This window comes from Sphingomonas sp. AAP5 (assembly GCF_004354345.1).
In the GTDB taxonomy this organism is placed as follows: Bacteria; Pseudomonadota; Alphaproteobacteria; order Sphingomonadales; family Sphingomonadaceae; genus Sphingomonas; species Sphingomonas glacialis.
The window spans coordinates 3,568,426-3,593,014 of sequence record NZ_CP037913.1 but is presented as its reverse complement, the minus strand read 5'-3'; the positions used below and the strand labels follow the sequence as shown (position 1 = coordinate 3,593,014).

25 protein-coding genes are annotated in these 24,589 nt (G+C 66.9%); 11 read left to right on the top strand and 14 right to left on the bottom strand.

Translation table 11 applies throughout. The features are described from left to right. Window positions 1–14 precede the first annotated feature (14 nt). The 10 genes from E2E30_RS16630 to coxB all read right to left on the bottom strand — a co-directional run bounded on the left by E2E30_RS16630 (window position 15) and on the right by coxB (window position 8,824). A complete protein-coding gene (locus E2E30_RS16630) occupies window positions 15–881 on the bottom strand; it encodes a class I SAM-dependent methyltransferase (protein WP_133191495.1) in 867 nt (288 codons plus the stop codon). Next, complete coding sequence (gene thrC / locus E2E30_RS16625) at window positions 881–2,281, bottom strand: threonine synthase (protein ID WP_133191494.1); 1,401 nt, start codon at window positions 2,279–2,281, stop codon at window positions 881–883. The genes E2E30_RS16630 and thrC overlap by 1 nt, the downstream gene beginning before the upstream one ends. An 11-nt stretch (window positions 2,282–2,292) precedes the next feature. Continuing rightward, on the bottom strand, window positions 2,293–2,928 hold the full coding sequence (locus E2E30_RS16620) for an SURF1 family protein (RefSeq protein ID WP_133191493.1): 636 nt from the start codon (window positions 2,926–2,928) through the stop codon (window positions 2,293–2,295). Beyond that, window positions 2,925–3,320, bottom strand: coding sequence for a DUF983 domain-containing protein (locus tag E2E30_RS16615; RefSeq protein WP_165954551.1), 396 nt, complete (start codon window positions 3,318–3,320; stop codon window positions 2,925–2,927). The genes E2E30_RS16620 and E2E30_RS16615 overlap by 4 nt, the downstream gene beginning before the upstream one ends. Window positions 3,321–3,324: 4 nt before the next feature. Continuing rightward, window positions 3,325–4,182, bottom strand: a complete 858-nt coding sequence (locus E2E30_RS16610) for a cytochrome c oxidase subunit 3 (protein WP_133191492.1) — start codon at window positions 4,180–4,182, stop codon at window positions 3,325–3,327. A gap of 45 nt (window positions 4,183–4,227) precedes the next feature. Beyond that, entirely contained in the window at window positions 4,228–4,767 is a 540-nt protein-coding gene (locus tag E2E30_RS16605; RefSeq protein WP_133191491.1) for a cytochrome c oxidase assembly protein, read from the bottom strand. After that, on the bottom strand, window positions 4,767–4,928 hold the full coding sequence (locus tag E2E30_RS20835; protein ID WP_165954550.1) for a hypothetical protein: 162 nt from the start codon (window positions 4,926–4,928) through the stop codon (window positions 4,767–4,769). Before E2E30_RS20835 ends, E2E30_RS16605 begins: the two co-directional genes overlap by 1 nt. Beyond that, a complete protein-coding gene (locus E2E30_RS16600) occupies window positions 4,925–5,833 on the bottom strand; it encodes a heme o synthase (protein ID WP_133191490.1) in 909 nt (302 codons plus the stop codon). Before E2E30_RS16600 ends, E2E30_RS20835 begins: the two co-directional genes overlap by 4 nt. 165 nt (window positions 5,834–5,998) lie before the next feature. Then, on the bottom strand, window positions 5,999–7,663 hold the full coding sequence (gene ctaD / locus E2E30_RS16595; protein ID WP_133191489.1) for a cytochrome c oxidase subunit I: 1,665 nt from the start codon (window positions 7,661–7,663) through the stop codon (window positions 5,999–6,001). A 3-nt stretch (window positions 7,664–7,666) separates the two neighbouring features. Continuing rightward, the gene (coxB, locus tag E2E30_RS16590; protein WP_133191488.1) at window positions 7,667–8,824 is read right to left on the bottom strand and encodes a cytochrome c oxidase subunit II; all 1,158 of its coding nucleotides are present in this window, start codon (window positions 8,822–8,824) and stop codon (window positions 7,667–7,669) included. A 187-nt stretch (window positions 8,825–9,011) separates the two neighbouring features. On the opposite strand from coxB, the gene pyrE reads away from it, so the two are divergent. The 6 genes from pyrE (at window position 9,012) to maiA (ending at window position 13,444) form a co-directional block, all read left to right on the top strand. After that, window positions 9,012–9,593, top strand: a complete 582-nt coding sequence (gene pyrE, locus E2E30_RS16585) for an orotate phosphoribosyltransferase (RefSeq protein ID WP_133191487.1) — start codon at window positions 9,012–9,014, stop codon at window positions 9,591–9,593. Beyond that, window positions 9,590–10,318 carry a pyridoxine 5'-phosphate synthase gene (locus E2E30_RS16580; protein ID WP_133191486.1) on the top strand — a complete coding sequence of 243 codons (729 nt, stop codon included), beginning with the start codon at window positions 9,590–9,592 and terminating at the stop codon, window positions 10,316–10,318. Before pyrE ends, E2E30_RS16580 begins: the two co-directional genes overlap by 4 nt. A gap of 124 nt (window positions 10,319–10,442) precedes the next feature. Continuing rightward, complete coding sequence (gene acpS / locus E2E30_RS16575; protein ID WP_133191485.1) at window positions 10,443–10,856, top strand: holo-ACP synthase; 414 nt, start codon at window positions 10,443–10,445, stop codon at window positions 10,854–10,856. After that, a complete protein-coding gene (gene lepB / locus E2E30_RS16570) occupies window positions 10,849–11,751 on the top strand; it encodes a signal peptidase I (protein WP_133191484.1) in 903 nt (300 codons plus the stop codon). The genes acpS and lepB overlap by 8 nt, the downstream gene beginning before the upstream one ends. Then, on the top strand, window positions 11,748–12,812 hold the full coding sequence (locus tag E2E30_RS16565) for an AI-2E family transporter (protein ID WP_133191483.1): 1,065 nt from the start codon (window positions 11,748–11,750) through the stop codon (window positions 12,810–12,812). The genes lepB and E2E30_RS16565 overlap by 4 nt, the downstream gene beginning before the upstream one ends. Beyond that, complete coding sequence (gene maiA, locus E2E30_RS16560; protein ID WP_133191482.1) at window positions 12,809–13,444, top strand: maleylacetoacetate isomerase; 636 nt, start codon at window positions 12,809–12,811, stop codon at window positions 13,442–13,444. Before E2E30_RS16565 ends, maiA begins: the two co-directional genes overlap by 4 nt. A gap of 21 nt (window positions 13,445–13,465) precedes the next feature. Here maiA and E2E30_RS16555 read toward each other — a convergent pair whose 3' ends face one another. Beyond that, on the bottom strand, window positions 13,466–14,569 hold the full coding sequence (locus tag E2E30_RS16555; RefSeq protein WP_133191481.1) for a glycosyltransferase: 1,104 nt from the start codon (window positions 14,567–14,569) through the stop codon (window positions 13,466–13,468). Between the two features lie 304 nt (window positions 14,570–14,873). On the opposite strand from E2E30_RS16555, the gene E2E30_RS16550 reads away from it, so the two are divergent. From E2E30_RS16550 to E2E30_RS16540, 3 genes are read left to right on the top strand one after another with little or no spacing between them, the layout of a single operon-like run. After that, a complete protein-coding gene (locus tag E2E30_RS16550; protein WP_240698962.1) occupies window positions 14,874–15,728 on the top strand; it encodes a hypothetical protein in 855 nt (284 codons plus the stop codon). A 2-nt stretch (window positions 15,729–15,730) separates the two neighbouring features. After that, complete coding sequence (locus E2E30_RS16545; protein WP_133191480.1) at window positions 15,731–16,255, top strand: DUF2141 domain-containing protein; 525 nt, start codon at window positions 15,731–15,733, stop codon at window positions 16,253–16,255. A gap of 7 nt (window positions 16,256–16,262) precedes the next feature. Then, window positions 16,263–17,465, top strand: coding sequence for a glycosyltransferase (locus E2E30_RS16540; RefSeq protein WP_133191479.1), 1,203 nt, complete (start codon window positions 16,263–16,265; stop codon window positions 17,463–17,465). On the opposite strand, the gene E2E30_RS16535 is transcribed toward E2E30_RS16540, so the two are convergent. Continuing rightward, window positions 17,450–18,916: a hypothetical protein gene (locus tag E2E30_RS16535; protein ID WP_240698961.1), complete on the bottom strand. Its 1,467-nt coding sequence runs from the start codon at window positions 18,914–18,916 to the stop codon at window positions 17,450–17,452. The genes E2E30_RS16540 and E2E30_RS16535 overlap by 16 nt on opposite strands. 48 nt (window positions 18,917–18,964) lie before the next feature. Then, entirely contained in the window at window positions 18,965–20,395 is a 1,431-nt protein-coding gene (locus tag E2E30_RS16530) for a DUF2029 domain-containing protein (protein ID WP_133191478.1), read from the bottom strand. Between the two features lie 98 nt (window positions 20,396–20,493). On the opposite strand from E2E30_RS16530, the gene E2E30_RS16525 reads away from it, so the two are divergent. After that, window positions 20,494–22,119 (top strand): alkaline phosphatase D family protein, encoded by a 1,626-nt coding sequence (locus E2E30_RS16525; protein ID WP_133191477.1) that lies wholly within the window; start codon window positions 20,494–20,496, stop codon window positions 22,117–22,119. A gap of 81 nt (window positions 22,120–22,200) precedes the next feature. After that, window positions 22,201–23,208, top strand: coding sequence for a LacI family DNA-binding transcriptional regulator (locus tag E2E30_RS16520; protein WP_133191476.1), 1,008 nt, complete (start codon window positions 22,201–22,203; stop codon window positions 23,206–23,208). Window positions 23,209–23,364: 156 nt separating this feature from the next. Here the strand turns inward: E2E30_RS16520 and E2E30_RS16515 are convergent, their stop codons facing one another. After that, the gene (locus tag E2E30_RS16515; RefSeq protein WP_133192156.1) at window positions 23,365–24,405 is read right to left on the bottom strand and encodes a YeiH family protein; all 1,041 of its coding nucleotides are present in this window, start codon (window positions 24,403–24,405) and stop codon (window positions 23,365–23,367) included. Between the last annotated feature and the right edge of the window lie 184 nt (window positions 24,406–24,589).

Below are 24,589 nucleotides of genomic sequence, written 5' to 3'. Positions count from 1 at the left end.
GAGCAACGGCGCCGTTACCGCGTCCAGCGTGCGAAGATCGCGGTCGGCAGCAACAGCCCGCGCGCTTCCTCGCGCACCGCCATCTCGCCGACTTCGACCGTCCCGCCGAGATCGGAGAGCGCCTGGCGCAACACCTCGCCGATCGCCAATGCCGACATCCGCACGGCATAAACGGTGAGGACGAGGAACTTGCTGTCCTTGTCGAGCAAGCGGCGACAATCGGCGATCAGGCCGGGCAGGCCCTCCTCGAGCTTCCACACTTCGCCGTCTGGCCCGCGTCCGAACTTGGGCGGATCGAGGAAGATCCCGTCATAGCGCTTCTCGCGCCGCACTTCGCGCGCGGCGAACTTGGCGGCGTCGTCGACCATCCAGCGGATCGGCCGATCCGACATGTCCGACAGGAAGGCGTTGGCCTTGCCGGCATCGACCGATTTCTTCGAGGCATCGACATGCGTCATCGCCGCCCCCTTGGCGGCGAGCGCGAGCGTGCCGACGCCGGTATAGCCGAACAGGTTGAGCACTTGATCGCCCTCGGCGACCTTGCCGCGCATCCATTCCCATTGCGGCGCCATGTCGGGGAAGAACGCCAAATGGCGGAACGGCGTGTTCTGCGCGGTGAACAGCACTTCGTTCCAGCGGACATGCCAGCCGCCGCGCGGCACGTCGCGCGAGAGGTGCCAGCGGCCGCCGCCATCCTCGTCCGACGCGCCGATGAAGTCGCCATCGGCTTCCCAGCTGTCCGACGCGGGCGCCCACATCGCCTGCGGTTCGGGGCGGATGAAGCGGAAGCGGCCGTAGCGCTCGAGCTTGCGGCCGTGACCGGAGTCGACGAGGCCGTAATCCTGCCAGGGTTCGGCGATGAGCGTGAGCAAAGGGCCCATTACCGTGCGCTCGCCCGCTCGGCGATATACGCCGTCACCGCCTCGAACGTGCCCGGCAGCGAGGCGTAGCGTTCCTCGCGCTCGAACAGGTCGCCCATTCGCGCCGGCAGCACCGGGCGTTGCCCGGTCGCGCGCTCGACCGCGTCGCGGAACTTGGCGGGGTGCGCGGTCGCCAGCGTCACGATCGGCACATCGGCGGGCAGATCGGCACGGCGCGCAGCAGCAAGGCCGATCGCGGTGTGCGGGTCGATCACTTGGCCGCTCGCCTCGCACGCCCAGCGCATCGCCAGCGCCATGTCGTCGAGATCGATCCGGTCGCTCGCAAACAGTGCAGCCGCGCCCTCGCGCTGCGCGTTCGTCAGGCGCATCGCCTTCGACGTTTCGAACCCGCGCATCTGATCGGCGAGTGCATGACCGTCGCGCCCGCCGAGATCGAACAACAACCGCTCGAAATTGCTCGAAACCTGGATGTCCATCGACGGGCTCGGCGTCGGCACGACGGTGCCTTGCGAATAGTCGCCGGCGCTCAGCGCACGGTGGAGAATGTCGTTGACGTTGGTCGCGACGATCAGCTTGGCGACCGGCAGCCCCATCTTGGCGGCAACGTATCCCGCAAACACGTCGCCGAAATTGCCCGTCGGCACCGAGAAGGCGACCGGTCGCTCGGGCGCGCCGAGCCGGACGGCGGCGTAGAAATAATAGACGATCTGCGCCATCAGCCGCGCCCAGTTGATCGAATTGACCGCCGACAGCGCGAACTTGCCCGAGAAGGCCGGATCGGTCAACATCGCCTTCACCAGCGCTTGCGCGTCGTCGAAGCTCGCATCCTCGAGCGCGATGTTGTGGATGTTGGGCGCGATCACTGTCGTCATCTGACGGCGCTGAACGTCCGACACGCGGCCCTTGGGGTGGAGCATGAAGACATCGACCCCGGCGCGCCCCGCAAGCGCGTCGATCGCCGCCGATCCCGTATCGCCCGAGGTCGCGCCGACCACGGTGACCTGCTGCGTCGATCCGGTGAGGAAGCGTTCGAACAGCAGGCCCAGGAGCTGCAGCGCGACGTCCTTGAAGGCGAGCGTCGGGCCGTGGAAGAGCTCGAGCAGCCAATTGCGTTCGTCGAGTTGCGCGAGCGGTACCACCGCAGCGTGCGCGAAGCGGCCATAGGCCTGGGTGCACAGCGTGCGCAGATCGTCTTCGCTCAGCGTGCCCTCGACGAAGGGCAGCATCACCGCGACCGCGGTCTCGACATAGGACAGCCCCTGCATCGCGGCGATCTGCGCGGCCGAGAAGCTCGGCCAGCTTTCGGGCAGATAGAGTCCGCCATCCTTGGCAAGGCCCGCGAGCGTTACGTCGCGAAAGTCGAGGGTCGGCGCGGAGCCGCGCGTGCTGATATAGCGCATGGCGGTAGCGGTTAGCGGGGTGGAGGCGACTCGGCAACAGTTCGCCGCCGCAAGGCCACGGCATAGATAATTGCGGCAAGGCTCGCGAACACGAACCATTGTACCGCATAGGCGAGGTGATTGTTGGGCACCGCGTCGAGATCGGGGCCGGGATTGGGGTCGAGCCCAGCCGCCGGCGGATCGGCGACAAGCATCAGAACTTTGGGAGCGCCCTCCCCGACCATCCCGGCGATCAGCGCCGCATGGTCGGGCGCGTAGGTCAGATATCCGGTGACGGGCCCGCCCTTCCAGACGGGCTTGGCATGCGGATCGGTGCCGAATCCGAGCTGGACCGTGAAGCCCGGTCCTTCGGCACCCGTGCGACACCTTGCGATCTGGCGCCAGCCAGTGCCGCCGCGCGCGTTGCGGCCACCTTCGATCGCGAAGCTGGTCGGCTGCAGGCACAGCGCGCTCGCCCGGCGGAAAAGGAGCTTTGCGTCGGTCGGGTCGCGCGGGAATGCCATCGGTGGCAACGTCACGTTCCGCGCATAGCGGGCGAGCAGCGCGGCCTTCTCGCTGCGGCGCTCGAGCTGCCAGATGCCGAGCCCGATCATCGCGACGATCGCGAGGCCGACGATCAGTGTCGGGATCAGCGGGACACGTTTCACGGCAGCGTCTCGGGCGGCGCGATCCGCCCCTCGTGCGCGGCGGTGCGATATTCGGAGCCGAGCAACGCCGCTTTCGCGATCCGCAGCGATCCGACCACACTGACGACGGTGATCGGCAGCCAGATCAGCATCTGCAGCCAGATCGGCGGCCCGTAAGCCAGCTGGATCGTGATCGCGAGCCCGACGACGATCGCGCCGAGCACCAGCGTCAGGATCGCCGCTGGCCCGTCACCGACATTGAAGGTGGTGAAATCGAGCCCGCAGACTTTGCAGCGATCGCCGAAGTCGAGCACGCCCTTGAACAGCCCGGGCGCGCCGCAGCGCGGGCACAGGCCCTTCAGCGCTGCGGCAACGGGCGTCGGCGCCACGGCCTTCGCCCGCTGCTCGGTCACAGGCTCACCCTGCGTGGACCGGTGCGCCCCAGCCACCCCAGACATAGATCGAGACGAACAGGAACAGCCACACGACGTCGACGAAGTGCCAGTACCAGGCCGCCGCTTCGAAGCCGAAATGCTGCTTGGGGGTGAAATCGCCGCGATAGACGCGGATCTGGCAGACGATCAGGAAGACCGTGCCGATCATCACGTGGAAGCCGTGGAAGCCAGTCGCCATGAAGAACGACGCACCATAATTGAGCCCCTTGAAGGGGAACGGCGCGTCGGCATATTCGTACGCCTGGATGCAGCTGAAGATCAGCCCGAGCACGATCGTGCACCACAGGCCCTTCTTGAGCCCGTCGCGGTCGCCGTGGATCAGCGCATGGTGCGCCCAGGTGATCGTCGTACCGCTGGTCAGTAGGATCAGCGTGTTGAGCAGCGGGAAGCGGAAGGCATTGATGACCTCGAGCCCCTTCGGCGGCCAGGTGCCCGCCGTGTCGGTGACGACACTGACGGTCTTGGCGACCGAATCGTACGCGATGTGCGCGGGGAAGAGCGAGAAGTCGAAGAACGCCCAGAACCAGCCGACGAAGAACATCACTTCGGAGGCAATGAACAGGATCATGCCATAGCGCAGGTGGAGCTGGACGACCGGGGTATGGTCGCCGGCATGCGCCTCGACGATAACCTGGCGCCACCAGCCGTACATCACTGCGAGCACGCCCGCCAAACCGGCGTAGAACACCAGACCACCGCCAGCGGACGAATGCATCCACATGATCCCGCCAGCTGCCATCACGAGCGCAGCCATCGATCCGGCGAACGGCCAAATGCTCGGTGGTAGAATATGGTAATCGTGGTTCTTCGCACCGGCCATGGGTTTTCCTCTGCTCTGGTCTCTATCTCGTCCCGTGACCCTGCTCTAGCCTTCGGCCTTCGCGGAATCCACCGGGTAAAACGTGTAGCTCAACGTGATCGTCTGGACGTCGCTTGCGTCGGGATCCTGGAGGATCTTGGGGTCGACGAAGAAGATCACCGGCATCCGCGCGGTCTCGCCGGGCTTCAAGGTCTGCTGTGTGAAGCAGAAGCACTGGATCTTGGTGAAATATTTGCCCGCCTGCGACGGCGTCACGTTGAACGTCGCGGTGCCCGTGATCGGCTTGTCCGACGTGTTGGTCGCGGTGAAGAACGCCATGTCGCGCGCGCCGATATCGACCGTCTCGGACGGGTTCTCGGGCGCGAACTTCCACGGCATGTGCGGCGCGACATTGGTGTCGAAATCGATGCGGATCTGCTGGTTGACCGCACCGGGCGCGCGCAGCGCGCGCTGCGTCGTGCCGTTGAGCCCCGTCGCCTGGCAGAACATCCGGTAAAGCGGGATGCTCGCCCAGCCGAGCCCGGTCATGAAGCAAATGCCCAGAACGGCAAAGAGCGCGGTACGAAGCTTGCCGTCGAGCACCATCAGTGCGGCATCCCCGCCTTGATCTTGGCGATGGTGATTGCGAACACCAGGACGACGAACGCACCGAGAATCACGCCCAGCACCGCTGCGCGCGTGCGCTGGCGCTTGCGGACGAGGTCGGCGTGCGGGATCGACAGGTCGGGGCGCGGGTCGGGGTTCATGTCGTCAGCCGATCGATTGCGAGGGTCGCGAAGATCGCGAGGATATAGCCGATCGAATAGACGAACAGGAAGCGTTCGGCCTTCATCTCGGCCGGCGTCGCCGCGCGCTGGACGACGACCCAGGCGGTGAGCCCGACAAAGACCGCCGACGTCACCGCCGCGATGATCCCGTAGGTCGCGCCAGCCAGGCCGAGCGCCCAGGGCGACACCGCCGCGGCGGCCATGAGCACGGCGTAGAACAGCATCTGCCAGCGCGTCGTGCGCGCGCTCGCCACGACGGGGAGCATCGGCACGCCGCCCTTGGCGTAATCGTCGCGGATCAGCAGCGCGAGCGCCCAGCTGTGCGGCGGAGTCCACAGGAAGATGATCGCGAACATCAGCAGCGGGAGCGTCGAAATGCTGCCGGTCGCCGCGACCCAGCCGATCAGCGGCGGGAATGCCCCCGCGGCACCGCCGATGACGATGTTCTGCGGCGTGCGGCGCTTGAGGCCGACGGTGTAGACGAGCACGTAGAACAGGATCGATGCGGCGAGCAGCGTCGCGGCGAGCAGCCCGATCGCCATCCCCATCAACAGCACCGAGAAGACCCCGAGCCCGACGCCGAACTGCAGCGCGGTCTCGCGCTCCATCTTGCCGGCAGGAAGCGGACGCTTGGCGGTGCGCTTCATCAGCGCGTCGATGTCGGACTCGTACCATTGGTTGAGCGCCCCCGCCGAGCCTGCGGCGAGCGCGATGCACAGGATCGCGGTGAAGCCGAGCACGAACGGGAGCTGCACCGGCGCCGCGAGCATTCCGCACAAAGCGGTGAACACCACCGACCGCATGACACGCGGCTTGGTCAGCGCGAAGAAATCGCGCCAGTCGGCTGGGAGCGTCGCGGTGGGGGTAAGCGTGGTTACGGTCATTTCATTTCTACCCCCCTCCCGCTTGCGGGAGGGGCTGGGGGTGGGCTCACGCTCCAAAACGGGCGCTGAGTCGCTGGGTGAGCGCGCGCCCACCCCTACCCCTCTCGCAAGCGGGAGGGGAGAAAAAGATCGACCCTCGCCGCACGGGCGGCGAGGGTCGCAAGCTCAGTCGATCCGCGGCAGCGTCTCGAACTGGTGATATGGCGGCGGGCTCGACAGCGTCCATTCGAGCGTCGTGGCACCCTCGCCCCAGGGGCTGTCGCCAGCGGGCTTGCCCTTGGCGAGCGACCAGATGACGTTGACGAAGAACACCAGCATCGATGCCGCCATGATCTTGTAGCCGAGCGTCGCGACCCAGTTCCAATGCGCCAGCGCATCGGTGTAGTCGGGCACGCGGCGCTGCATGTTCTGCAGGCCGAGGAAGTGCATCGGGAAGAACAGCACGTTCACGCCGAGGAAGAACACGTAATAGTGAATCTGGCCGAGCGTCTCGTTGTACATCTTCCCCGACATTTTCGGGAACCAGTAATAGAAGCCGCAGAAGAGCGAGAACACCGCACCAAGCGACAGCACGTAGTGGAAATGCGCCACGACATAGTAGCTGTCCTGCATGTAATCGTCGATGCCGCCATTGGCGAGCACGACGCCGGTGACGCCGCCGACGGTGAACATGAAGATGAAACCGATCGCCCACAGCATCGGCGTCTTGAACGACAGCGAGCCGCCCCACATCGTCGCGATCCACGAGAAGATTTTGATGCCGGTCGGCACCGCGATCACCATCGTCGCCGCGGTGAAGTACATCTTGGTGTTCACGCTGAGGCCCGTGGTGAACATGTGGTGCGCCCACACGACGAAGCCGACCACGCCGATCGCGACCATTGCGTAGGCCATGCCGAGATAGCCGAAGACGGGCTTCTTCGAGAAGGTCGAGATCACCTGGCTGACGATGCCGAAGCCCGGCAGGATCATGATGTAGACTTCGGGGTGACCGAAGAACCAGAACAGATGCTGATACAGGATCGGATCGCCGCCGCCGGCCGGATCGAAGAAGGTCGTACCGAAATTGCGGTCGGTCAGCAGCATCGTGATCGCGGCCGCGAGCACCGGCAGCGCCAGCAGCAGCAGGAAGGCGGTGACGAGCACCGACCACACGAACAGCGGCATCTTGTGCAGCGTCATGCCCGGCGCGCGCATGTTGAAGATCGTCGTGATGAAGTTGATCGCGCCGAGGATCGACGAGGCACCCGCGAGATGGAGCGACAGGATCGCCATGTCGGTCGACGGCCCCGGCTCGCCATAGGTCGAGAGCGGCGCATACAGCGTCCAGCCGTTACCCGCACCACCGAAGAAGGGCGAAGCGAGCAGCAGCGTGAACGAAGGGATCAGCAGCCAGAACGAGATGTTGTTCATCCGCGGAAAGGCCATGTCGGGCGCGCCGATCATGATCGGGACGAACCAGTTGCCGAAACCGCCGATCATCGCCGGCATCACCATGAAGAACACCATGATCAGACCGTGCGCGGTGATCAGCACGTTCCACAGATGGAGCGAGTGATCGAGCCCCTGCTCGCCACCGGGCAGGAAGCTTGCCCAATAGCCGAGATACTGGATGCCCGGCTCGGCGAGCTCGGCGCGCATCAGCCCCGAGATCGCGCCGCCGATGATCCCCGCGGTGATCGCGAAGATCAGGTACAGCGTCCCGATGTCCTTGTGGTTGGTTGACATGAACCAGCGCGCGAAGAACGACATCTGGTGATCGTCATGCGCGTGCGCATCCGAATGCGGGTGCGCGTCGAACGCGTGTCCGGTGAGAGCGGAGTCGGTCATGGCTTATTGTCCAACTGTGCCGGCGCCGGCGGCATTGGCCGTCGCGCTCGTGTTTCTGACAGGTCCGGTGGCTGCGCCGTCGGCGACCGGCCCGGTGACGTTCGCGGTCACGTCGACCGCGGGCGTGGCGGTGGCGGGCTCTGCGGTGGCGGGCGCTGCTGCCGCACCCGGCATCGTGCCGCCCTTGGCCTTAACCCACTGCGCATAGACCGCGGGGGTCACCGCCTCGACCGTGATCGGCATATAGCCGTGGCGCGCGCCGCAGAGCTCGGAGCAGACGCCGAAATAGACGCCGGGCTTGTCGATCGTGAAGCTCGTCTCGTTGAGGCGGCCCGGAACGGCGTCGAGCTTGATCCAGAACGCCGGGATTTCCCAGCTGTGGATCACGTCGTTCGAAGTCGTGATCAGTCGGATCGGAACGCCGACCGGGAGCACGACGCGATTGTCGGTCGCAAGCAGTCGCGGACCGTCGATCGCGGTCCGTGCGCGCTCGCCCTTGCCGGTCTCGCCCGCTTCCTTGAGCATGTTCGCGGTGATCTCGAAACCGCCATTGTCGGGGTATTGATACGACCAATACCATTGGTTGCCGATCGCCTTGAGCGTCACCGCGGTCTTCGGCGCGGGCTTGTACTGCGCCTGCAGCAGCCCGATCGAGGGCAGCGCGAGGCCGAGCAGGATCAGCACCGGGACGCCGGTCCACAGCACTTCGAGGATGGTATTGTGCGACGTCTTCGACGCGACCGGGTTGTTGGCGCGGCGATAGCGGATGACGACCCAGACGAGCAGCAGCAGCACGAAGATTGTGATGATCGTGATCGTCGGCACCAGCAGCCAATTGTGGAACCACAGCGCCTGCTTGCCGTTCGGCGTGACCTGTGGCTGGATCGTGATCAGCCCGTCGACCGGCTGGCCGACCTTGGGGTCGATCGCCATCGCGGGTGCGCCGTCGACCGCGAGCATCGGATCGTTCGAGACAGCGGGGGCAGCGACTGCGGCGGGGGCGGCTTGCACCGTGGCGGGCGAAGCGGCGACCGGCGCGGCTTCGACGGGTTTGGCGACAGGCGCGATCGGGGCGGGTTGCGGCGCGGCGTCGGCCGCTCCGATGCTCGAGATCGCGAGGCTCGCCGCCAGCACGATCGATTTGATCCCGATCCTACGCATCGTCTGCTTCTACCCTCTGCAGCGCCGCTTTTACGGCATTATCAAGGCGGGGATACGCCTTTATCGCTTGGCGTATAGCAGGCTATGCCCTCGCCTCAACCCGCGCCGACGCCTTTTTTGGCACAATCGTTGCGCGACGCGGCGCGCGACCCTAATCAAGCGGCTCTCCCCGCAGGACGGACCCCCGATGACCGACGCCGATGTAATTGCCGAATTCCGCGCCGCCGAGGCCTTGTTGGAGGGGCACTTCATCCTGTCGTCGGGGCTGCGCTCGCCGCGCTATCTGCAATGCGCGCGCGTGCTGATGGACCCGGCGCGCGGCGCGCGGCTGGCCGAAGCGCTCGTCGCGCGCTTGCCAGCCGAACTGCGCGCGAGCATCGCCGCGGTGATCTCGCCTGCAATGGGCGGCGTGATCGCCGGGCATGAAATGGGCCGTGCGCTCGGCGTGCCGGCGATGTTCCTCGAACGGCCCGAAGGCGTGTTCGAACTGCGCCGCGGCTTCCGGATCGAACCCGGCACCAAGGTTTTGATGATGGAGGACGTCGTCACCACCGGCCTGTCGTCGCGCGAGGCGATCGCGGCGATCGCGCGCGCCGGCGGCGAGACGGTCGCGGCCGCGGCGCTGGTCGATCGCTCGAGCGGGACCGCCGATTTGGGCGTGCCGTTCTTCCCGCTGATCCGGCTCGACGTGCCGACCTATGCGGCGGACGCCTTGCCGCCCGAACTCGCGGCGATCCCCGCGATCAAGCCCGGGAGTCGCGCAGCATGAACCGCGAACTGCGCCTCGGCGTCAACATCGACCATGTCGCAACGGTGCGCAATGCACGCGGCGCGGGCTATCCCGATCCGGTGCGCGCGGCGCTGCTCGCTGCCGAAGCGGGTGCCGACGGGATCACCGCGCATCTGCGCGAGGATCGCCGCCACATCACCGACGACGATATCGCGCGGCTCTCCGAGCAATTGACGATCCCGCTCAACCTCGAAATGGCGGCGACCGAGGAAATGCTCGCGATCGCGCTGCGCCACACGCCGCATGCCGCGTGCATCGTCCCCGAAAAGCGCGAGGAAGTGACGACCGAAGGCGGGCTCGATGCTGCCGGGCGCTACGATCGCCTCGCGCCGCTGGTCGGGGCGTTGCGCGACGCCGGGATTCGCGTGTCGTTGTTCATCGAACCCGATGCGCGCCAGATCGATGCCGTGATCCGGCTCGGCGCGCCGGTGATCGAGCTTCATACCGGCCGCTACTGCGATCTCACGGGCGAAGCGCAGACCGCCGAGCTGCGCCGCTTGGCCGATGCGGCCGCGCTGGCGGCGAAGAACGGCATCGAGGTCCATGCCGGGCACGGGCTGACCTATGCCAATGTCGCGCCGATCGCGGCGATCCCGCAGGTGCGCGAGCTGAACATCGGGCATTTCCTGGTCGGCGAGGCGCTGTTCGTCGGGCTAGACCAGGCCGTGCGCCAGATGCGCGCGGCGATGGACGCGGCGCGGTGAAGCGCGCGCGACCTGCTCCCCTCCCGCTTGCGGGAGGGGCTGGGGGAGGGCCGATTCCTACGAGCGCGGCGCTGGAGGCACGCCCCTCCCCTAACCCTTCCCGCAAGCGGGAGGGGAATCTGCGATGATCATCGGCATCGGTTCGGACCTCTGTAACATAGAGCGGATCCAGGCGTCGCTCGACCGCTTCGGCGCGCGCTTCGAAAACCGCGTGTTCACCCCGCTCGAACAGGCCAAGGCCGCGCGCCGCCCCTTCACCAAGGCGGGCACGCTCGCCAAGCGCTTTGCGGCCAAGGAAGCTTTTTCAAAAGCGGTCGGTACCGGATTCAAGGCTGGCGTGTTCATGCGGGATATCGGCGTCGTCAATGCGCCCTCGGGTGCGCCGACATTGGCGCTCACCGGCGGCGCAAAGGCGAGGCTTGACGCCATCACCCCCGACGGCCACGTCGCGAAACTACATTTGACGATGACCGACGATCACCCCTGGGCGCAGGCCTTCGTGATCATCGAAGCGGTCATGAAGGATACGTATGAGTGAGGATGTGGCCCTGCGCACGCAAGACACCAACGAGCCCGTCCCCCACGAGCCCGTGATCCAGCCCAAAAAGGCGCGGACCGATTGGGCGGGCGAAGTGCGCGGCATCTTCTGGCTGATCCTGGCGGTGCTCGGCTTCCATACCTTCATCGCCAAGCCCTTCTATATTCCCTCGGAATCGATGCTGCCGGGGCTGCTCGTCGGCGATCAGTTGGTCGTCAGCAAGTTCCCGTACGGCTGGTCGTTCGTCTCGCCGACCTTCCATCTGCTGCCGTTCATCAAGGGCCGCTTGCTTGGCCATCTGCCCGAGCGCGGCGACGTCGTCATCGTCACCCCGCCGGGCACCGAGACCGATTACATCAAGCGGCTGATCGGCCTGCCCGGCGATCGCCTCGAAGTGCGCGACGGCACCGTGATCCTCAACGGCGTGCCGGTAAAACGCGGTCCGCTGCATTATGTCGACATCCCCAATTACGGCGGTGTCCAGCTCCCCGCGCCCGAACGCGCGACCTGCGATCTCGGCGACGACGCGCTGCGCACCGCCCCCGATGGCAAGACCGTCTGCCATGTCCCCGTCATCACCGAGACGCTGCCCAACGGGCGGCACTACGACACCGTCGAGCTCGGACCGTCGATCGGCGACAACTATAAGGAAGTCACGATCCCGGCGGGTCACGTCTTCCTGATGGGCGACAATCGCGATCGCAGCGCCGACAGTCGCTTCTCGCTGGCCGAACAGGGCCTGGGTGGTCCGGTCCCGTGGGAATATCTCGGCGGTCGCGCCGAGTTCATCACCTTTTCCAAGACAGGCTTGGGAAGCTGGAACCCGCTGACCTGGGGACAATCGTTCCGCGGTGGCCGCGCCGGCACCTCGCTGCATGCGGAGCGTTCCCAGTGAGCGAAGACACGGCCCAAGCCAAGATCGTGACCGAACCGGCCCCCAACGAACTGCGCGATCCCTTCGTCCGACAGGAGTTGAAGCGCGCGACCGTGTGGCTCGGGCTGGCGGGCGCGATCGCGCTCGTCGTGTTGCTGATTCAGCCATTGCTGATCATCTTCGGCGGCCTCGTTTTCGCCTCGATGCTTGACGGCGGGGTGCGCCTGCTCGGCCGCGTGCTGCCGATCGGCCGCGCCTATCGGCTCGCGATCGTCGTGGTGCTGACCGTGCTGTTCATCGCGATCGTCTTCTATCTGACCGGCGCCGGCATCACCCAGCAGTTCGAGCAATTGCGCGCGACGTTGATGACCCAGGCGACCAAGCTGATCACCTGGGCCTCGCAAAAGGGGATCATGCCGGGCAAGGCCGATCTCAACGGCATCATGCAGCAGGCGCTCGGGTCGTTCGGCAAGCTTACCTCGTATCTCGGCATTGCGTTCGGCGCGCTGGCAAGTCTCGTCATGGTGCTGGTGATCGGCCTGTTCATCGCGATGGAGCCACGGCTCTACGAAGGCGGGCTGCAGTGGATGGTGCCGAGCGACCAGCGCAAGCGCTTCTCGGGCACGATCGAGGAGATGGCCAAGACGATGCGCCGGCTGCTTGCCGGGCGCTTGTTCGGCATGGCGATCGAAGGCGTTATGACGGGGATCGCGCTCGCCATCGCGGGCGTGCCGATGGCCTTGGTGCTCGGCATCATCACCGGCATCCTCGCCTTCATTCCCAATATCGGCGCAATCACCAGCGGGATCATCATGATCTCGGTCGGCTTCAGTGCGGGGATGAATACGGGGCTCGCCGCGATCGGCATCTATATCTTCATCCAGGGGCTCGACGGCTATGTCATCATCCCAATGGTCGCCAAACGGACGGTCGATCTGCCGCCGGCGCTGACGCTGTCGATGCAGATCCTTGCCGGCACGCTGTTCGGCATCATCGGGCTGACGCTCGCCGACCCGATGACCGCGATGATCAAGGTCGCGCTCGAGCGGAGCTCGGAGGCGGAGGGGGACGCCGAGGCATGATCCTCTACGATTATTGGCGCTCCTCGGCGGCATATCGCGTTCGGATCGCGCTCAACCTCAAGGGTATCGCGCATGAGCGTGTGGCGATCGACCTCGTCCAAGGCGCGCAGCGCGCGCCCGATTACGTCGCGCGCAACCCGCAAGGTCTGGTGCCAGCGCTCGATACCGGCAGCGCTATCCTGACGCAGAGCCTCGCGATCATCGACTATCTCGACACCGCCTATCCGGCGCCGGCCATATTGCCGACCGATCCGACCGCGCGCGCGCAAGTGCTGGCGCAAGCGCTGGTGATCGCCGCCGACATCCATCCGATCGACAACCTGCGCGTGCTCAACCAACTGACCGCGCAGTTCGGCGCCGATCAAGCCGCGCGCGAGACGTGGTACCGCCACTGGATCATCGAGGGGCTGACCGCGCTCGAAGCGATGACCGCCGATCTGCCCGGCCCCTTCCTCGGTGGCACGGCGCCCAATCTCGCCGACATCTGCCTGGTGCCGCAGCTCTATAATGCCCGCCGATTCGCTGTCCCGCTCGATGCCTGGCCACGCCTGGTCGCGGCGGATGCGGCGGCCAGCGCGGTGCCGGAGATCGCCGCCGCGCATCCTGACCGGGTCAAGCCGACCGCGGCCTGATCCCGACGGCGCGGCGGCGCGTCAGGCCGCCATCGCAAAGCGGCGTTCGAGCACCACTTCGTCGAACAGATCGAGATAGGCCTCGGCGGCATGCTCGCCCGGCTGCGGCACCGGCCGCGGGCGTGCGCGACCGGGGGCAAGCCAGTCGTCAAGCGCCGCGACCAGCGCGCCCGCGTCCCCCGGCGTGACGATCGTGCCGAGCGACGGACGCGTGATGATCTCGCGCACCGCGACGCTCGAATCGGTGCTGATGACGGGTGTTCCGACCGCGAGCGACTCGCGCAGCACGCCGGGTACGCCCTCGAAATCCGAAACGAGCGCCAGCGCCGCTGCGCGCGCGATCACGGGGGTTGGGTCGGCGACATGCCCCGGCAACGAGACCCGCCCGCCAAGTCCGAGTGCGGCGATCTGCGCCTCTAGCGCGGGACGCTCGGCCCCCTCACCGACGATCATCAGCGCGACATCGCGATCGGCGATGCGATCGAACGCATCGATCAGCCGGTCCCAGCGCTTCTGCGGCGCGAGTCGCCCGACGCCGAGCAGGAACCGCCCAGCCGGCATGGCGGGCAGCACCGCATCGCGAGTGCCAAGGACCGGTGGATTGGGGATGACGCTCAACATCGCGCGATCCGCGCCCATCTCGGCACACGCTTCTTCCGCCATCGCGGGGCTCATCGCGACCAGCCGGTCGACAAAGCTCGGATGCCAGCGCAGCCAGCGGCGATAGGCCATCGCAAAGGCAGGACCGTGGTCGCGCCGAACCAGCGCGTTCGAAATTTTCGCAACAATCGGCGGACACGCGCTGCCGAGCCGCAACTTGGTCCAGGCCGCAAGCGCCGAATAGTGGTTGCCGGGGCAGAACAACACGTCGGGGCCAATCTCGTGCGTCACTGCGGCGAGGCCGCCCATCCCGATCATCGAGGACCGTCCGAGCAGCCGAGTCTCGACATTATCGGGCAGATCGCGCGACAGCGGGCCCGTGGCGTCGCCGATCACCAGCGTCACGCGCCGGCCGAGATCGCTCCATCCCTTGACGAGCCGCAGCAGCGCCTTTTCGACACCACCCCCCTCAAGCGTTTGGGCAAAAGCGAGAATATGCGCGGCGGGGGGTCTGGGACTCAACATGATGAGCGACGCTAACGTCACTTTGTAGCAAAAGTTTCCCCGGAAACGAGGAAACGCGGTGTTCGTGCGATGACGCACGCCGTCGCGTTGCTCGACATACGGACGCGCCCGCGCCACACTTCTGCCGCTAAGCCGGGCCAATGCAGCGCTTCGACCGGCTTGAACCAGCGGACAAACGCGCCACGTGACACAGATGAAGACCGGCCCCGGACCTGGCGCTACGACCCCCGGGTCGGGACCCTACGCCCCTTTGCCCCCCTTGCCGGGATTGACCGGCAGCGCTGACCTTGCCGGATTGGAGCCGATGGCCCCGCTCAAGCGCCGTTGGCCGTCGTATCTTGGCGCCGCGGTTACGGTGGTGATGATCGTCTGGCTCGGGCTCAAGCTGCGCGCGCTCGGGGTCGACAGCCTCTTGGCGGCGATGCCGACCAACCCGCTCTTCTACCTCTTCTTCGCGCTCCTCTATATCGCGCCGGTGACGGGCGACTTCATCATCTTCCGGCGGCTGTGGGGGATCCCCGCGGCCGGCTTCGTCGCGCTGACGAAGAAGCGAATCGCCAACGACATCCTCAATTATTCGGGCGAGGCGTATTTCTACGCCTGGGCACGCCAACGCTCGTCGATGGTCGCCGCCCCGTTCGGCGCGGTGAAGGATGTCAGCATCCTCTCGGCGATCGCCGGCAACATGGTGACGCTCGCGATGATCGCCGTCGCCATGCCGCTCGGCATCGGCCTGCTCACCCCGCACGGTCTGCACAACGCGATCTGGTCGGTGGTCGCGGTGTTCGCGATGTCGCTGCCGTTCCTGATCTTTTCGAAGCGCGTCTTCTCGCTGCCGCGCGCGACCTTGTGGTGGATCTTCGGGGTCCATTGCCTGCGGTTGATCGCCGGCTGCGTCCTGATCGCCTTCACCTGGCATTTCGGCCTGCCGACGGTCACGCTCGGTATGTGGCTGTTGCTGTCGGCGGCGCGGATGATCGTCGGACGCTTGCCGCTGGTGCCGAACAAAGACCTCCTTTTCGCCACCTTCGCCACCTTATTGATCGGGCAAGATGCCGAGCTGTCGGTGCTGATCGCAGTGACGGCGGCGCTGCCGCTACTCGTCCATGTCGTGCTGGTCGCGATCTTCGGGCTGGTCGGCCTGGTGAGGAAGAATTGAAAATGCGCAAGATTCTGGCTGGGGTGACGGCGCTGCTCGCAGTGACAGGACTCCCCGCTGCGGCTCAGGCTGCGCAAGTGCTCGGCAGCGATGCCTCGGCGTGCAGCACCGGGGGCCCCGCGATTCGCGTCAACGTCGAAGGGTTGAAGGACCGCACCGGCGAGTTGAAGCTCGAACTCTATCCCGCGACCGAGGCCGATTTCCTCAAGGACGATCGCGACCTGATCAAGGAAGGCAAGTTCTTCCGCCGCGTCCGCCTGCCGACGCCGCAGACCGGCCCGGTGAGCCTGTGCATCCGCGTGCCGACGCCTGGCCCCTATGCGCTGCTCTTCACGCACAATCGCGACGGCAAGAACAAATTCAATTTCTGGAGCGACGGCGCGGGTTTTGCGAGCAACGTGAAGCTCGGTCGGACCCGCCCCAAGCTCGACATGGCGCGGATCGTCGTACCCGAGGGGGTTGTTACGACGACCATTCGTGCCCAATATCTGCGTGGGCTCGGTGGTTTCGGCCCGCTCGGGAGCTGATCCTGCGATGCGTATCGTCGACGTCAACGAATTCTACTCGCCGACCGGTGGCGGGGTGCGGACCTATATCGATCGCAAGATGGGGATCATGTCCGACCTCGGGCATGAGCTGATCGTGCTCGCGCCCGGTCGCGAAAACGCGATCGAGGAACGCCCGGGCGGCGGCAAGGTGATCTGGATCCAGACCGGCCATTTGCCGCTCGACCAGAATTACGGGCTGTTCTGGGACGCGGCGCCGATCCTGCGCTGGCTTGACGAACTGCAACCCGACGTCGTCGAGACGTCGTCGCCGTGGCGCTTGCCCTGGGTGATCGGCAAGTGGCAGCCCAAATATCCCGAGGGCGTCGTCAAGGCGTTCTTCATGCACAACGACAACATGGCGGCCTATGCGCTGCGCTGGTTCGAAGGGATGGCGCCGCAGGAGCGCCTCGAACAGGCGTTCGATTGGTACAGCCGCTACATGTCGCGCTTCCTCAAGCATTTCGATGCGGTCGTCACCAACGGCCCGGCGCTCGAAAAACGCCTCAAGGGGCGCGGCGTGCATATCGACGCATCGATGCCGCTCGGCATCGAACGCGGCCATTTCTCGCCCGATCTGCGCGACGACCGGCTGCGCGCGGCGCTGCTCGCGCAGTGCGACTTGCCGCCGAGCGGGCATTTGCTGCTCGGACTTGGACGCCATCATCCCGAGAAGCGCTGGCGCCTCGTGATCGACGCGGTCGAACGTGCCGGTTCCGAACTGCCGGTCGGGTTGATCCTGCTCGGCACCGGCGTCGAGAGCCGCCAGATCGAAGCGCGCATCGCGGGATCGCCGCACATCCGCATGTTTCGCCCGGTCTATGACCGCGAGCGGCTCGCGCGGATCGTGGCGAGCTGCGACGCGCTGATCCATGGCTCGGAGGCCGAGCCGTTCGGGCTCGTCGCGTCCGAGGCGATGGCGGGCGGGCTGCCGCTGATCGTTCCCGACACCGGTGGCTGCGCCGAAGTCGCCGACCGTCACGCGTCCGAATTCTACACCGCACGCGATGCGCAAAGCGCGGCGATGGCGATCCATCGGCTGTTCGCGCGCGATCAGCGCGTGCTGCGCCGCGCGGTGCTGGTGGCCGCGACCAAGGTCCGCAGCGACCGCGACCATGCGATCGACCTGATGGCCTATTATCAGGGCTTGGTCGACGACAAGCGGGCGCTACCGCTTCAGCGCAGCGCGTAGACCGCAACCCTGCCGCGACCGAGCGGCAGATCGGCACGCTGGCGATAGCGCGCGGCGACATAGCGCTCGAACAGCGCGCGCAAATCGGCGCGTTCGCCGCTATAGACGGGCCCGAGCACGACGATTTCGGGCCGCTGCGCCATGATGCGTTCGAGCTCGGCCTGCTGATCGACGCCGATCGCGCCGCGTTCCTTGGCCTGGCCGATATGGCGCGGGAATCGGTAGCGCGTCACGGTGCAGCGATCCGCCAGCGGGTAGAGCATCGGCGAACCGGAAAAGACATAGAGACAGCCGGGCCCGTGGCCGATCGCGCGCGTGATCGCAGCGAGTTCGGCGGGCGTTCCGCGCTCATGGCGCTTGGCGAGCAGGACGATCTGCGACGCCAGCAGGACGACGATCAGCAGCGGCACTCGGACCCGCGTCGCGCGATGATGCTGCGCGAAAAAGCCTGCCGCGCAGACGCAGAACGGCACCAGCAATGGCAAGCCGTAATGGTCGAAATAGCCGCGAAACACCAATACGCCGAGCGCCGCGACGATCGCCCAGCCGACGAGCCAGCGGCGCAATGCTTGGGTGTCGTCGCGCGCCGGCAACCGCGCCGCGAGGATCGCCATCGCGCCTAGCGGCGACACGATCAGCAGCATCAGCGCAAGGTTGCCGAGCTCGCGCGGTATCGGATCGCTCCCGCGCGCGCCGATCGATTCGAAATTGGCGTAGAGAAAGGCGTCGCCCAGCCCGTGCGCCCCGAACCACGCCCACACCGCCACCGTCGGTACAGCGGCAAGCACCGCAAGCGGCGTGGCGAGCAGCACGACGCCCCACCATGATCGTCCGAGCCGCCACTCGCGCGCCATCCACCACAGCCCGAAGAACGCGCCTTCGAACACGACGGTATATTTGATCTGCAGCGCCAGCCCGACGAGCGTCAGCGCGGCGCAGCCGTGGGCGAGGCGGCGCGCCGGATAAGCAGCATCGTCGGGCCGCGGTGCGAGCAAGCTCGCCGCGCCGACCATCAGCAGATTGTAGAACACCGGGGTCTGCCCACCCTCGCCTTCGAGCAGATTGAGCCACAGCAGATACGCGATCGCCGCGGGCATTGCGCCCTTCGCCCAGCCTGCGCGATCGGCCAGTCGCGCGATCAGCGTCGCGGTCGCGGTGACACTCGCCAGCGCCATCGCCTGATACGCCCAGATCCCGAGCGGCAGCCCCAGCGCGGCGGCGGGCACGTAGAGCAGGAACAGCCCGACCGGCTTGCGGTCCCACACATCGACATAGGGAATCGCGCCGTGCACGATCGCGTGCGCGGTGGCGTAATAGAATTCCTCGTCGACATGCAGGATCGGGTTGCCGAAGGTCAGCGCGCGGACAAGCAGCGCGACCCCGAACAGCAGCACCCAACGCGGAACGCGCGTGACCGACGATCGGAACGAGGAAGCGGCGATATCCGTCACGGCTGCGTCGCTAGGTCGACATTCGGGCGAAACGAGGGCGCAGGGGGGTTAGCGGACGTACAACCGGAAGCGCGCGCTCGCGATCGGCACCGCGCGATAGTGCCGCATCAGCGCCCACCGCTCGAGCCGCGCATCGAGCGTCGCGTCGCCGCTGCTCCAGCCGCCCTCGCCCCCGACCAGGATCGCTGCGGGCGGCGCCTGGTCGAGCCCGACTAGACGATCGGCCGACACGAGATGCATCGCGGCCTCGCGGGGCGCGGGAAGCAAGGCATGGCTGCGGAAATAGAACGGCCCGGTCGCGAAGCGACGATCGGGCAGCGCGTGCGTCGCGCCCAGAAATTGCGGCGAGAGCGTCGCGACCGGGCCGCGGACGCCCGCTTGGTCGAGCGCAAGCGCGATCGCACGCCCCTCACCCACGGCCGCGAGGAGCGAAGTTGCGCCGCGCGACTGTGCCGCTTCGATCAGCGTCGGGGCGAGCCCCGCGCCAACGCTCACCGCCGCCGCTACGCGCATCCAGCGCGCAGGTCGTGCGCGCTGCCATTCGAGCGCGAGCAAGACGAACAGCGGCGGCAGCGCCGGCAACAGATATTGCCGCCAGGTCGGCAGCGGCAGCAATGCCGCCACCAGCCCCGCGCCCAGCAGAACCGTGAGCACATCCGGCCGCCACAGCCGCTTGCGAATGGCGACCAGCGCCAGCAGCGCCGGCCCCAGCGCGAGGAATTTGAGGCTGTCGATCGCCTTGCCCAGCAGCGACAGCTTCCACGGTCGATCGGCGTAGAATTCGGCAGGCGCCACCGCGGGAAAGGTGATCGTCTCGAACACGAATGCCGCGGGCGCGAGCGCCCAAAACCACGCCACCAGCCCCGCCACGGGCATCGCCCCGAGCAGCACCGATACCGGGCGATGCCGCCGGTCGAAGAGCGCATAGCCACCATAAGCCAGCGCCGGGAGCGCATAGGACAGCTTGGCCGCCGCTGCCGCCGCAAGCAGCACCCCGACCAGCACCGCAGACCCCTGCGTCGCGCCGTCGCGCTCCGCCCGCCCGATCGGGATCAAAGCGGCGGCGAGAAAGGCCGCCGGAAGCGCGTCGTTGCGCGCGGTCGAAAGGCTGAACAGCAGGATGTCGCAGGCGCCGAGCAGCCCGGCAGTCGCCAGCGCAGCACCTGCCCCCGCCCCCGCCTCGCGCGCCGCGCGCCAGACGCAGCCGAGGATGCACACGCCGAGCAGCGCATTGGCGAGCCGCAACGCGAGCCACGCATGCCACCCCGCCGCCCACGCGATCGGCGCGAACACCAGTGGCTGCAACGGTGTCTGGAGATAGGCATAGTCGCGATACGGCAGCTCGCCTTGCGCGCTCAGCAACGCCGCGGCGACATATTGGCTTTCGTCATGGTCGATCGGGTGGAGCAAGGCGAGCGCTGCGAACACCACCAGCGCGGCCGCCAGCCAGCGCCACGGCAAACCCACCAATCGTGTCATCGCGCCCTCATCGACGCGGCTTACGCTGCACGATTGCCGCTGTCACGAACGCGCCATATCCCGGTGGCAGGGAATCGCAATCTTCTGGAGATCCGCGCATGACCATCCGTATCGACCGCCGCTCGTTCCTACTGACCGGCTCGCTCGGGATCGGCGCGTTTGCCGTGCCGGGCTTCGCGCAGACGCCCTCGGTGACGAGCACGCGCGGCTTTACGCATTCGGTCGCCAGCGGCGAGCCTGCCAGCGATTCGATGCTGCTGTGGACGCGCTACGTTCCCGCCGCCGGCGACACCGCCGAAGTCCGCGTCGAACTGTCCGAAACCCCCGATTTCGCGCGCGTCGCAGCCGGCGGATCGCAGATCACCGGCGTGTGGCGCGATTTCACCGCCAAGATCACCGTCGACGGATTGAAGCCCGCCACGCGCTATCACTTCCGCTTCGTCGCGCCCGACGGTAGCTTCTCGCCCGTCGGCACGACGCGCACGCTCCCGGTCGGCCCGGTCGATCGCTTCCGCACCGCGACCTTCTCGTGCTCGAACATGCCCTATGGCTATTTCAACGCCTATGCCCACGCCGCCGCGCGCGACGACATCGACCTCGCGATCCATCTCGGCGACTATTTCTACGAATATCGCGCGGGCGACTATCCCGCGCTCAAGGACCAAGTCGCCGGCCGCGTGCCCTTGCCCGCGACCGAACTGCTCCACTTGGCCGACTATCGCATCCGCTACGCCAGCTATCGCAGCGACCCGGCGTTGCAGGCGCTCCACCAGAAGCTGCCGATGATCGTGCAATGGGACGATCACGAATCGGCGAACGACAGCTGGGAGGGCGGCGCCGAGAATCATCAGGCCGACGAAGGCGACTGGAATGCGCGCCGCGCCGCCTCGATCCAGGCGTATCGCGAGTGGATGCCGGTGTCGGACGAGCCGTGGAAGGCGTATGAGATCGGCACGCTCGCCACGCTGTTCCGCACCGAGACGCGCCTCCTCGCGCGCACCAAGCAGCCCGACGTGGCGCCGCTGTTCAAGGAAGCCGATCCGACCGCAGCGCTGAAGGCATTCCGCAACGGCGCGTGGATGGACCCGGCGGTGACGATGATGGGCAGCCAGCAGGAAAGCTGGCTCAGCCACGCGATGGCGCAATCGGTCCGCGCCGGGCAACGCTGGCAAGTCGTCGGCTTCGGCACGATCATGGGCGAAACGATGATGCCGCAGGACGCGCTGAGCTGGGTTGCCCCCGATGCCCCGGCACGCGCGAAGAACTACATCCTCGCCGGCGTTGCCGCCGCCAAGGTGGGCCTGCCGTTCAACTACGACAATTGGGGCGGCTATCCCGCCGCGCGCGCACGCTTCCTCAAGGGCGCGCAGGCGCTCGGCGCGAACCTCATCGTGCTGTCGGGCGACAGCCACAATGCCTGGGCGTACGATCTCGGCCAGGACGGCAAGCCCGCCGGCGTCGAATTCGCCGGCCACGCGGTCAGCTCGCCCGGCTATGAGGCCGCTTCGCGCACCGATCCCAAGGTGATCGCAGCGACGCTCGTCCGCGCCAATCCCGAGCTCAAATGGTGCGACACCTCGCGCCGCGGCTATATGGCGATGACGCTGACGCCGACCAAGGCGAGCAACGACTGGATCATGCTCGAAACCATCAAGGCCGCGAACACCAGCGCGAGCATCGGCCACACCGCGACGATCGAGCGCGGCCGCAACACGATGGCATAACACGCGCCCGGGGTGGATGCGTATTGCCGACCCGGCCCTGCTGCGGCACACCCCGCGGCAGGGCAATGGGGAGCCGGCATTTTGCGCGTGACGATCAAGGACGTGTCGCGAGTTTCGGGCGTATCGATCAAGACCGTCTCGCGCGTCCTCAACAAGGAGCGCTATGTCGGCGTCGAGACGCGCGCCAAGGTCGAGGCCGCGGTCGCCGAGCTCAACTTCCGCCCGAGCACGGCGGCACGCTCGCTCGCGGGAAAGCGCAGTTTCCAGATCGCTTTGATCTGCGACAATCCCAGCCCCTATTATGTCTATGAGATGCAGTCGGGGATCCGCGATCGCTGCGCGCAGGACGGCGTGCGGATGATCGCGCAACCGTATGACCGCAACGCGGCGACGCTGCTCGACGATATCGAGAATCTGGTCGATGCGACGCACGTCGACGGCCTGATCCTGACCCCGCCGGTGTCGGATCACCCGCAAGTGCTCGACCTGCTCGAGCGGCGTGGTGTGCGCTTCGTTCGCGTCTCGCCCGGGAGTGCGGTCGATCTGGCAAGCTCGACCTTCATCGACAATGAGCGCGCGGCGCGCGTGATGACGGCGCATCTGCTCGAGCTCGGCCATCGCCGGATCGGCTTCATCGCGGGGCATCCAAGCTATGCGACGAGCGGGCAACGGATGCGCGGCTATGCGCGTGCGCTCGGGCAAGAAGGACTTTCGCTCGATCCGATCCTGGTGCGCGAGGGGAGCTACGACTTCGCCTCGGGCGCACGCGCAGCGGAGGCGTTGCTCGCGCTCGACGCGCCGCCGACCGCGATCTTCGCATCGAGCGACGATATGGCGGCAGGCGTACTCACGGTCGCGCATCGCCGGGGGCTGGCGGTGCCGGGGCAGCTTTCGGTCGCCGGGTTCGACGATGCCGCGCTCGCGGGCTTCGTCTGGCCGCCGCTCACCACGATCCGTCAGCCGACGCGCGAAATGGCGTATCAGGCCGCCGACCTGCTCCTCGCCCCCGCCGATGCGCCGATCGAGCGGCGCGAAGTGGCGTTCGAACTGATCGTGCGCGAATCGACCGGGCCGGTCGCGCAGGGCTGAGGGATCGCGCCGTATCTGCTCAAGGCGTGTGCTCTCATCCGTTCGGGCTGAGCTTGTCGAAGCCCCGCGCTCCACGCACGCCGCTCGCGAGCGGCGAAGGCCCTTCGACAGGCTCAGGGCGAACGGAGAGACGATGCAAAGCCGTTCTAAACCACGCTAACCGATCAGCAGCAGCGCCGCCGCGAGCGCCAGGCCGAACGCCACCAGCGTCGCGATCAGGATCACCAGCAGCGGCTTGGGCCCCGCCTCGAGCAGCTGCGCGAGCGGCGAGCGGATTGCGGTCGCGGTGACTGCCGTCGCGAGCATCGCCGCTGCGATCTTTTCGGCACTGCCCGCAACGATCGGCGGGATCACGCCGAACGAATTGATCCCGGCGAGCACGAAGAAGCCGATCACGAACCACGGCACCCCCGGCCCCTTGGCGGCACCCTCGCCCCCGCCGCCCCAGCGCGCGAGCCCCATCGCCACCACAGCGAGCACCGGCGCGAGCAACGCCACGCGCGTCAGCTTGACGATCGCGGCGATCCCGCCTGCGCCGTCCGAATAGGAATAGCCCGCGCCGAGCGCCTGCGCGACGTCGTGGATCGCCGCGCCGAGCAGGAAGCCGGCCTTGAGATCGCTCATGTGGAAGGCGTGCGCGACGAGCGGATACAGCATCATCGCGGAAGCGCTCATCGCCGAGATGCCAACGAGCACCAGCGTCAGTTGCGCTTGCGTCGTGCGTTTCTCGCCGAGCGTCGTCGCCAGCGCCATCGCCGCGCTCGCGCCACAGATCGCGACCGACCCGCCGGCAAGGATGCCGAACGCGGTATCGAAACCGAAGCGCCGCGCGGCGAGGATGCCCGCGCCCATCGTCAGCGCGACGATCAGCACGACGCACAGCAAGGCGACAGGACCCAGCGCGACGATCTGCCCGAAGGTGATCCGCACTCCGACGAGTACGATCCCCCAGCGCAACAGCGAGCGCGAGGCGAAGGCGAGGCCCGGCGTCAACCGCGCGTCGGCGCTCAGGAAATTGAGCGCGAGGCCGATCAGCAACGCCATCAGCGTCAGCGGAATGCCGTAATGATCCGACAGGAAGCCCGCGGCGAGCGTCCCCATCGCCACCACCACGAGCCCGGGGACATAGCCGCGCCAGTCATGCTTGGGCGCGGTTTCGATGTCGCCGTACAGATCACCGTAGAGATCGGCAGCCATCGGGAGCGGACGTTTCGGTTGCTTGGTCGCCATCTTGCTCCACCCTTGCGCCGCCGCGGGCTTGTCCCGCAGTCTCCCGTACACCACAGCGCAGTCTTGGGTCTTGCGATGCGGCGATCCTCAGGACAAGCCCGAGCGAAGAAGGTCTAGCCCGAAGCGCGATTATCTGACAACGCTGTCTCAA

Excerpts from the sequence above, each read along its gene's own strand:
- E2E30_RS16630 (WP_133191495.1), bottom strand. The coding sequence starts at position 881 with ATGGGCCCTTTGCTCACGCTCATCGCCGAACCCTGGCAGGATTACGGC.
- thrC (WP_133191494.1), bottom strand. The coding sequence starts at position 2,281 with ATGCGCTATATCAGCACGCGCGGCTCCGCGCCGACCCTCGACTTTCGC.
- E2E30_RS16610 (WP_133191492.1), bottom strand. The coding sequence starts at position 4,182 with ATGGCCGGTGCGAAGAACCACGATTACCATATTCTACCACCGAGCATT.
- E2E30_RS16605 (WP_133191491.1), bottom strand. The coding sequence starts at position 4,767 with ATGGTGCTCGACGGCAAGCTTCGTACCGCGCTCTTTGCCGTTCTGGGC.
- E2E30_RS20835 (WP_165954550.1), bottom strand. The coding sequence starts at position 4,928 with ATGAACCCCGACCCGCGCCCCGACCTGTCGATCCCGCACGCCGACCTC.
- E2E30_RS16600 (WP_133191490.1), bottom strand. The coding sequence starts at position 5,833 with ATGACCGTAACCACGCTTACCCCCACCGCGACGCTCCCAGCCGACTGG.
- ctaD (WP_133191489.1), bottom strand. The coding sequence starts at position 7,663 with ATGACCGACTCCGCTCTCACCGGACACGCGTTCGACGCGCACCCGCAT.
- coxB (WP_133191488.1), bottom strand. The coding sequence starts at position 8,824 with ATGCGTAGGATCGGGATCAAATCGATCGTGCTGGCGGCGAGCCTCGCG.
- pyrE (WP_133191487.1), top strand. The coding sequence starts at position 9,012 with ATGACCGACGCCGATGTAATTGCCGAATTCCGCGCCGCCGAGGCCTTG.
- E2E30_RS16580 (WP_133191486.1), top strand. The coding sequence starts at position 9,590 with ATGAACCGCGAACTGCGCCTCGGCGTCAACATCGACCATGTCGCAACG.
- acpS (WP_133191485.1), top strand. The coding sequence starts at position 10,443 with ATGATCATCGGCATCGGTTCGGACCTCTGTAACATAGAGCGGATCCAG.
- lepB (WP_133191484.1), top strand. The coding sequence starts at position 10,849 with ATGAGTGAGGATGTGGCCCTGCGCACGCAAGACACCAACGAGCCCGTC.
- maiA (WP_133191482.1), top strand. The coding sequence starts at position 12,809 with ATGATCCTCTACGATTATTGGCGCTCCTCGGCGGCATATCGCGTTCGG.
- E2E30_RS16555 (WP_133191481.1), bottom strand. The coding sequence starts at position 14,569 with ATGTTGAGTCCCAGACCCCCCGCCGCGCATATTCTCGCTTTTGCCCAA.
- E2E30_RS16550 (WP_240698962.1), top strand. The coding sequence starts at position 14,874 with ATGGCCCCGCTCAAGCGCCGTTGGCCGTCGTATCTTGGCGCCGCGGTT.
- E2E30_RS16545 (WP_133191480.1), top strand. The coding sequence starts at position 15,731 with ATGCGCAAGATTCTGGCTGGGGTGACGGCGCTGCTCGCAGTGACAGGA.
- E2E30_RS16540 (WP_133191479.1), top strand. The coding sequence starts at position 16,263 with ATGCGTATCGTCGACGTCAACGAATTCTACTCGCCGACCGGTGGCGGG.
- E2E30_RS16530 (WP_133191478.1), bottom strand. The coding sequence starts at position 20,395 with ATGACACGATTGGTGGGTTTGCCGTGGCGCTGGCTGGCGGCCGCGCTG.
- E2E30_RS16525 (WP_133191477.1), top strand. The coding sequence starts at position 20,494 with ATGACCATCCGTATCGACCGCCGCTCGTTCCTACTGACCGGCTCGCTC.
- E2E30_RS16515 (WP_133192156.1), bottom strand. The coding sequence starts at position 24,405 with ATGGCTGCCGATCTCTACGGTGATCTGTACGGCGACATCGAAACCGCG.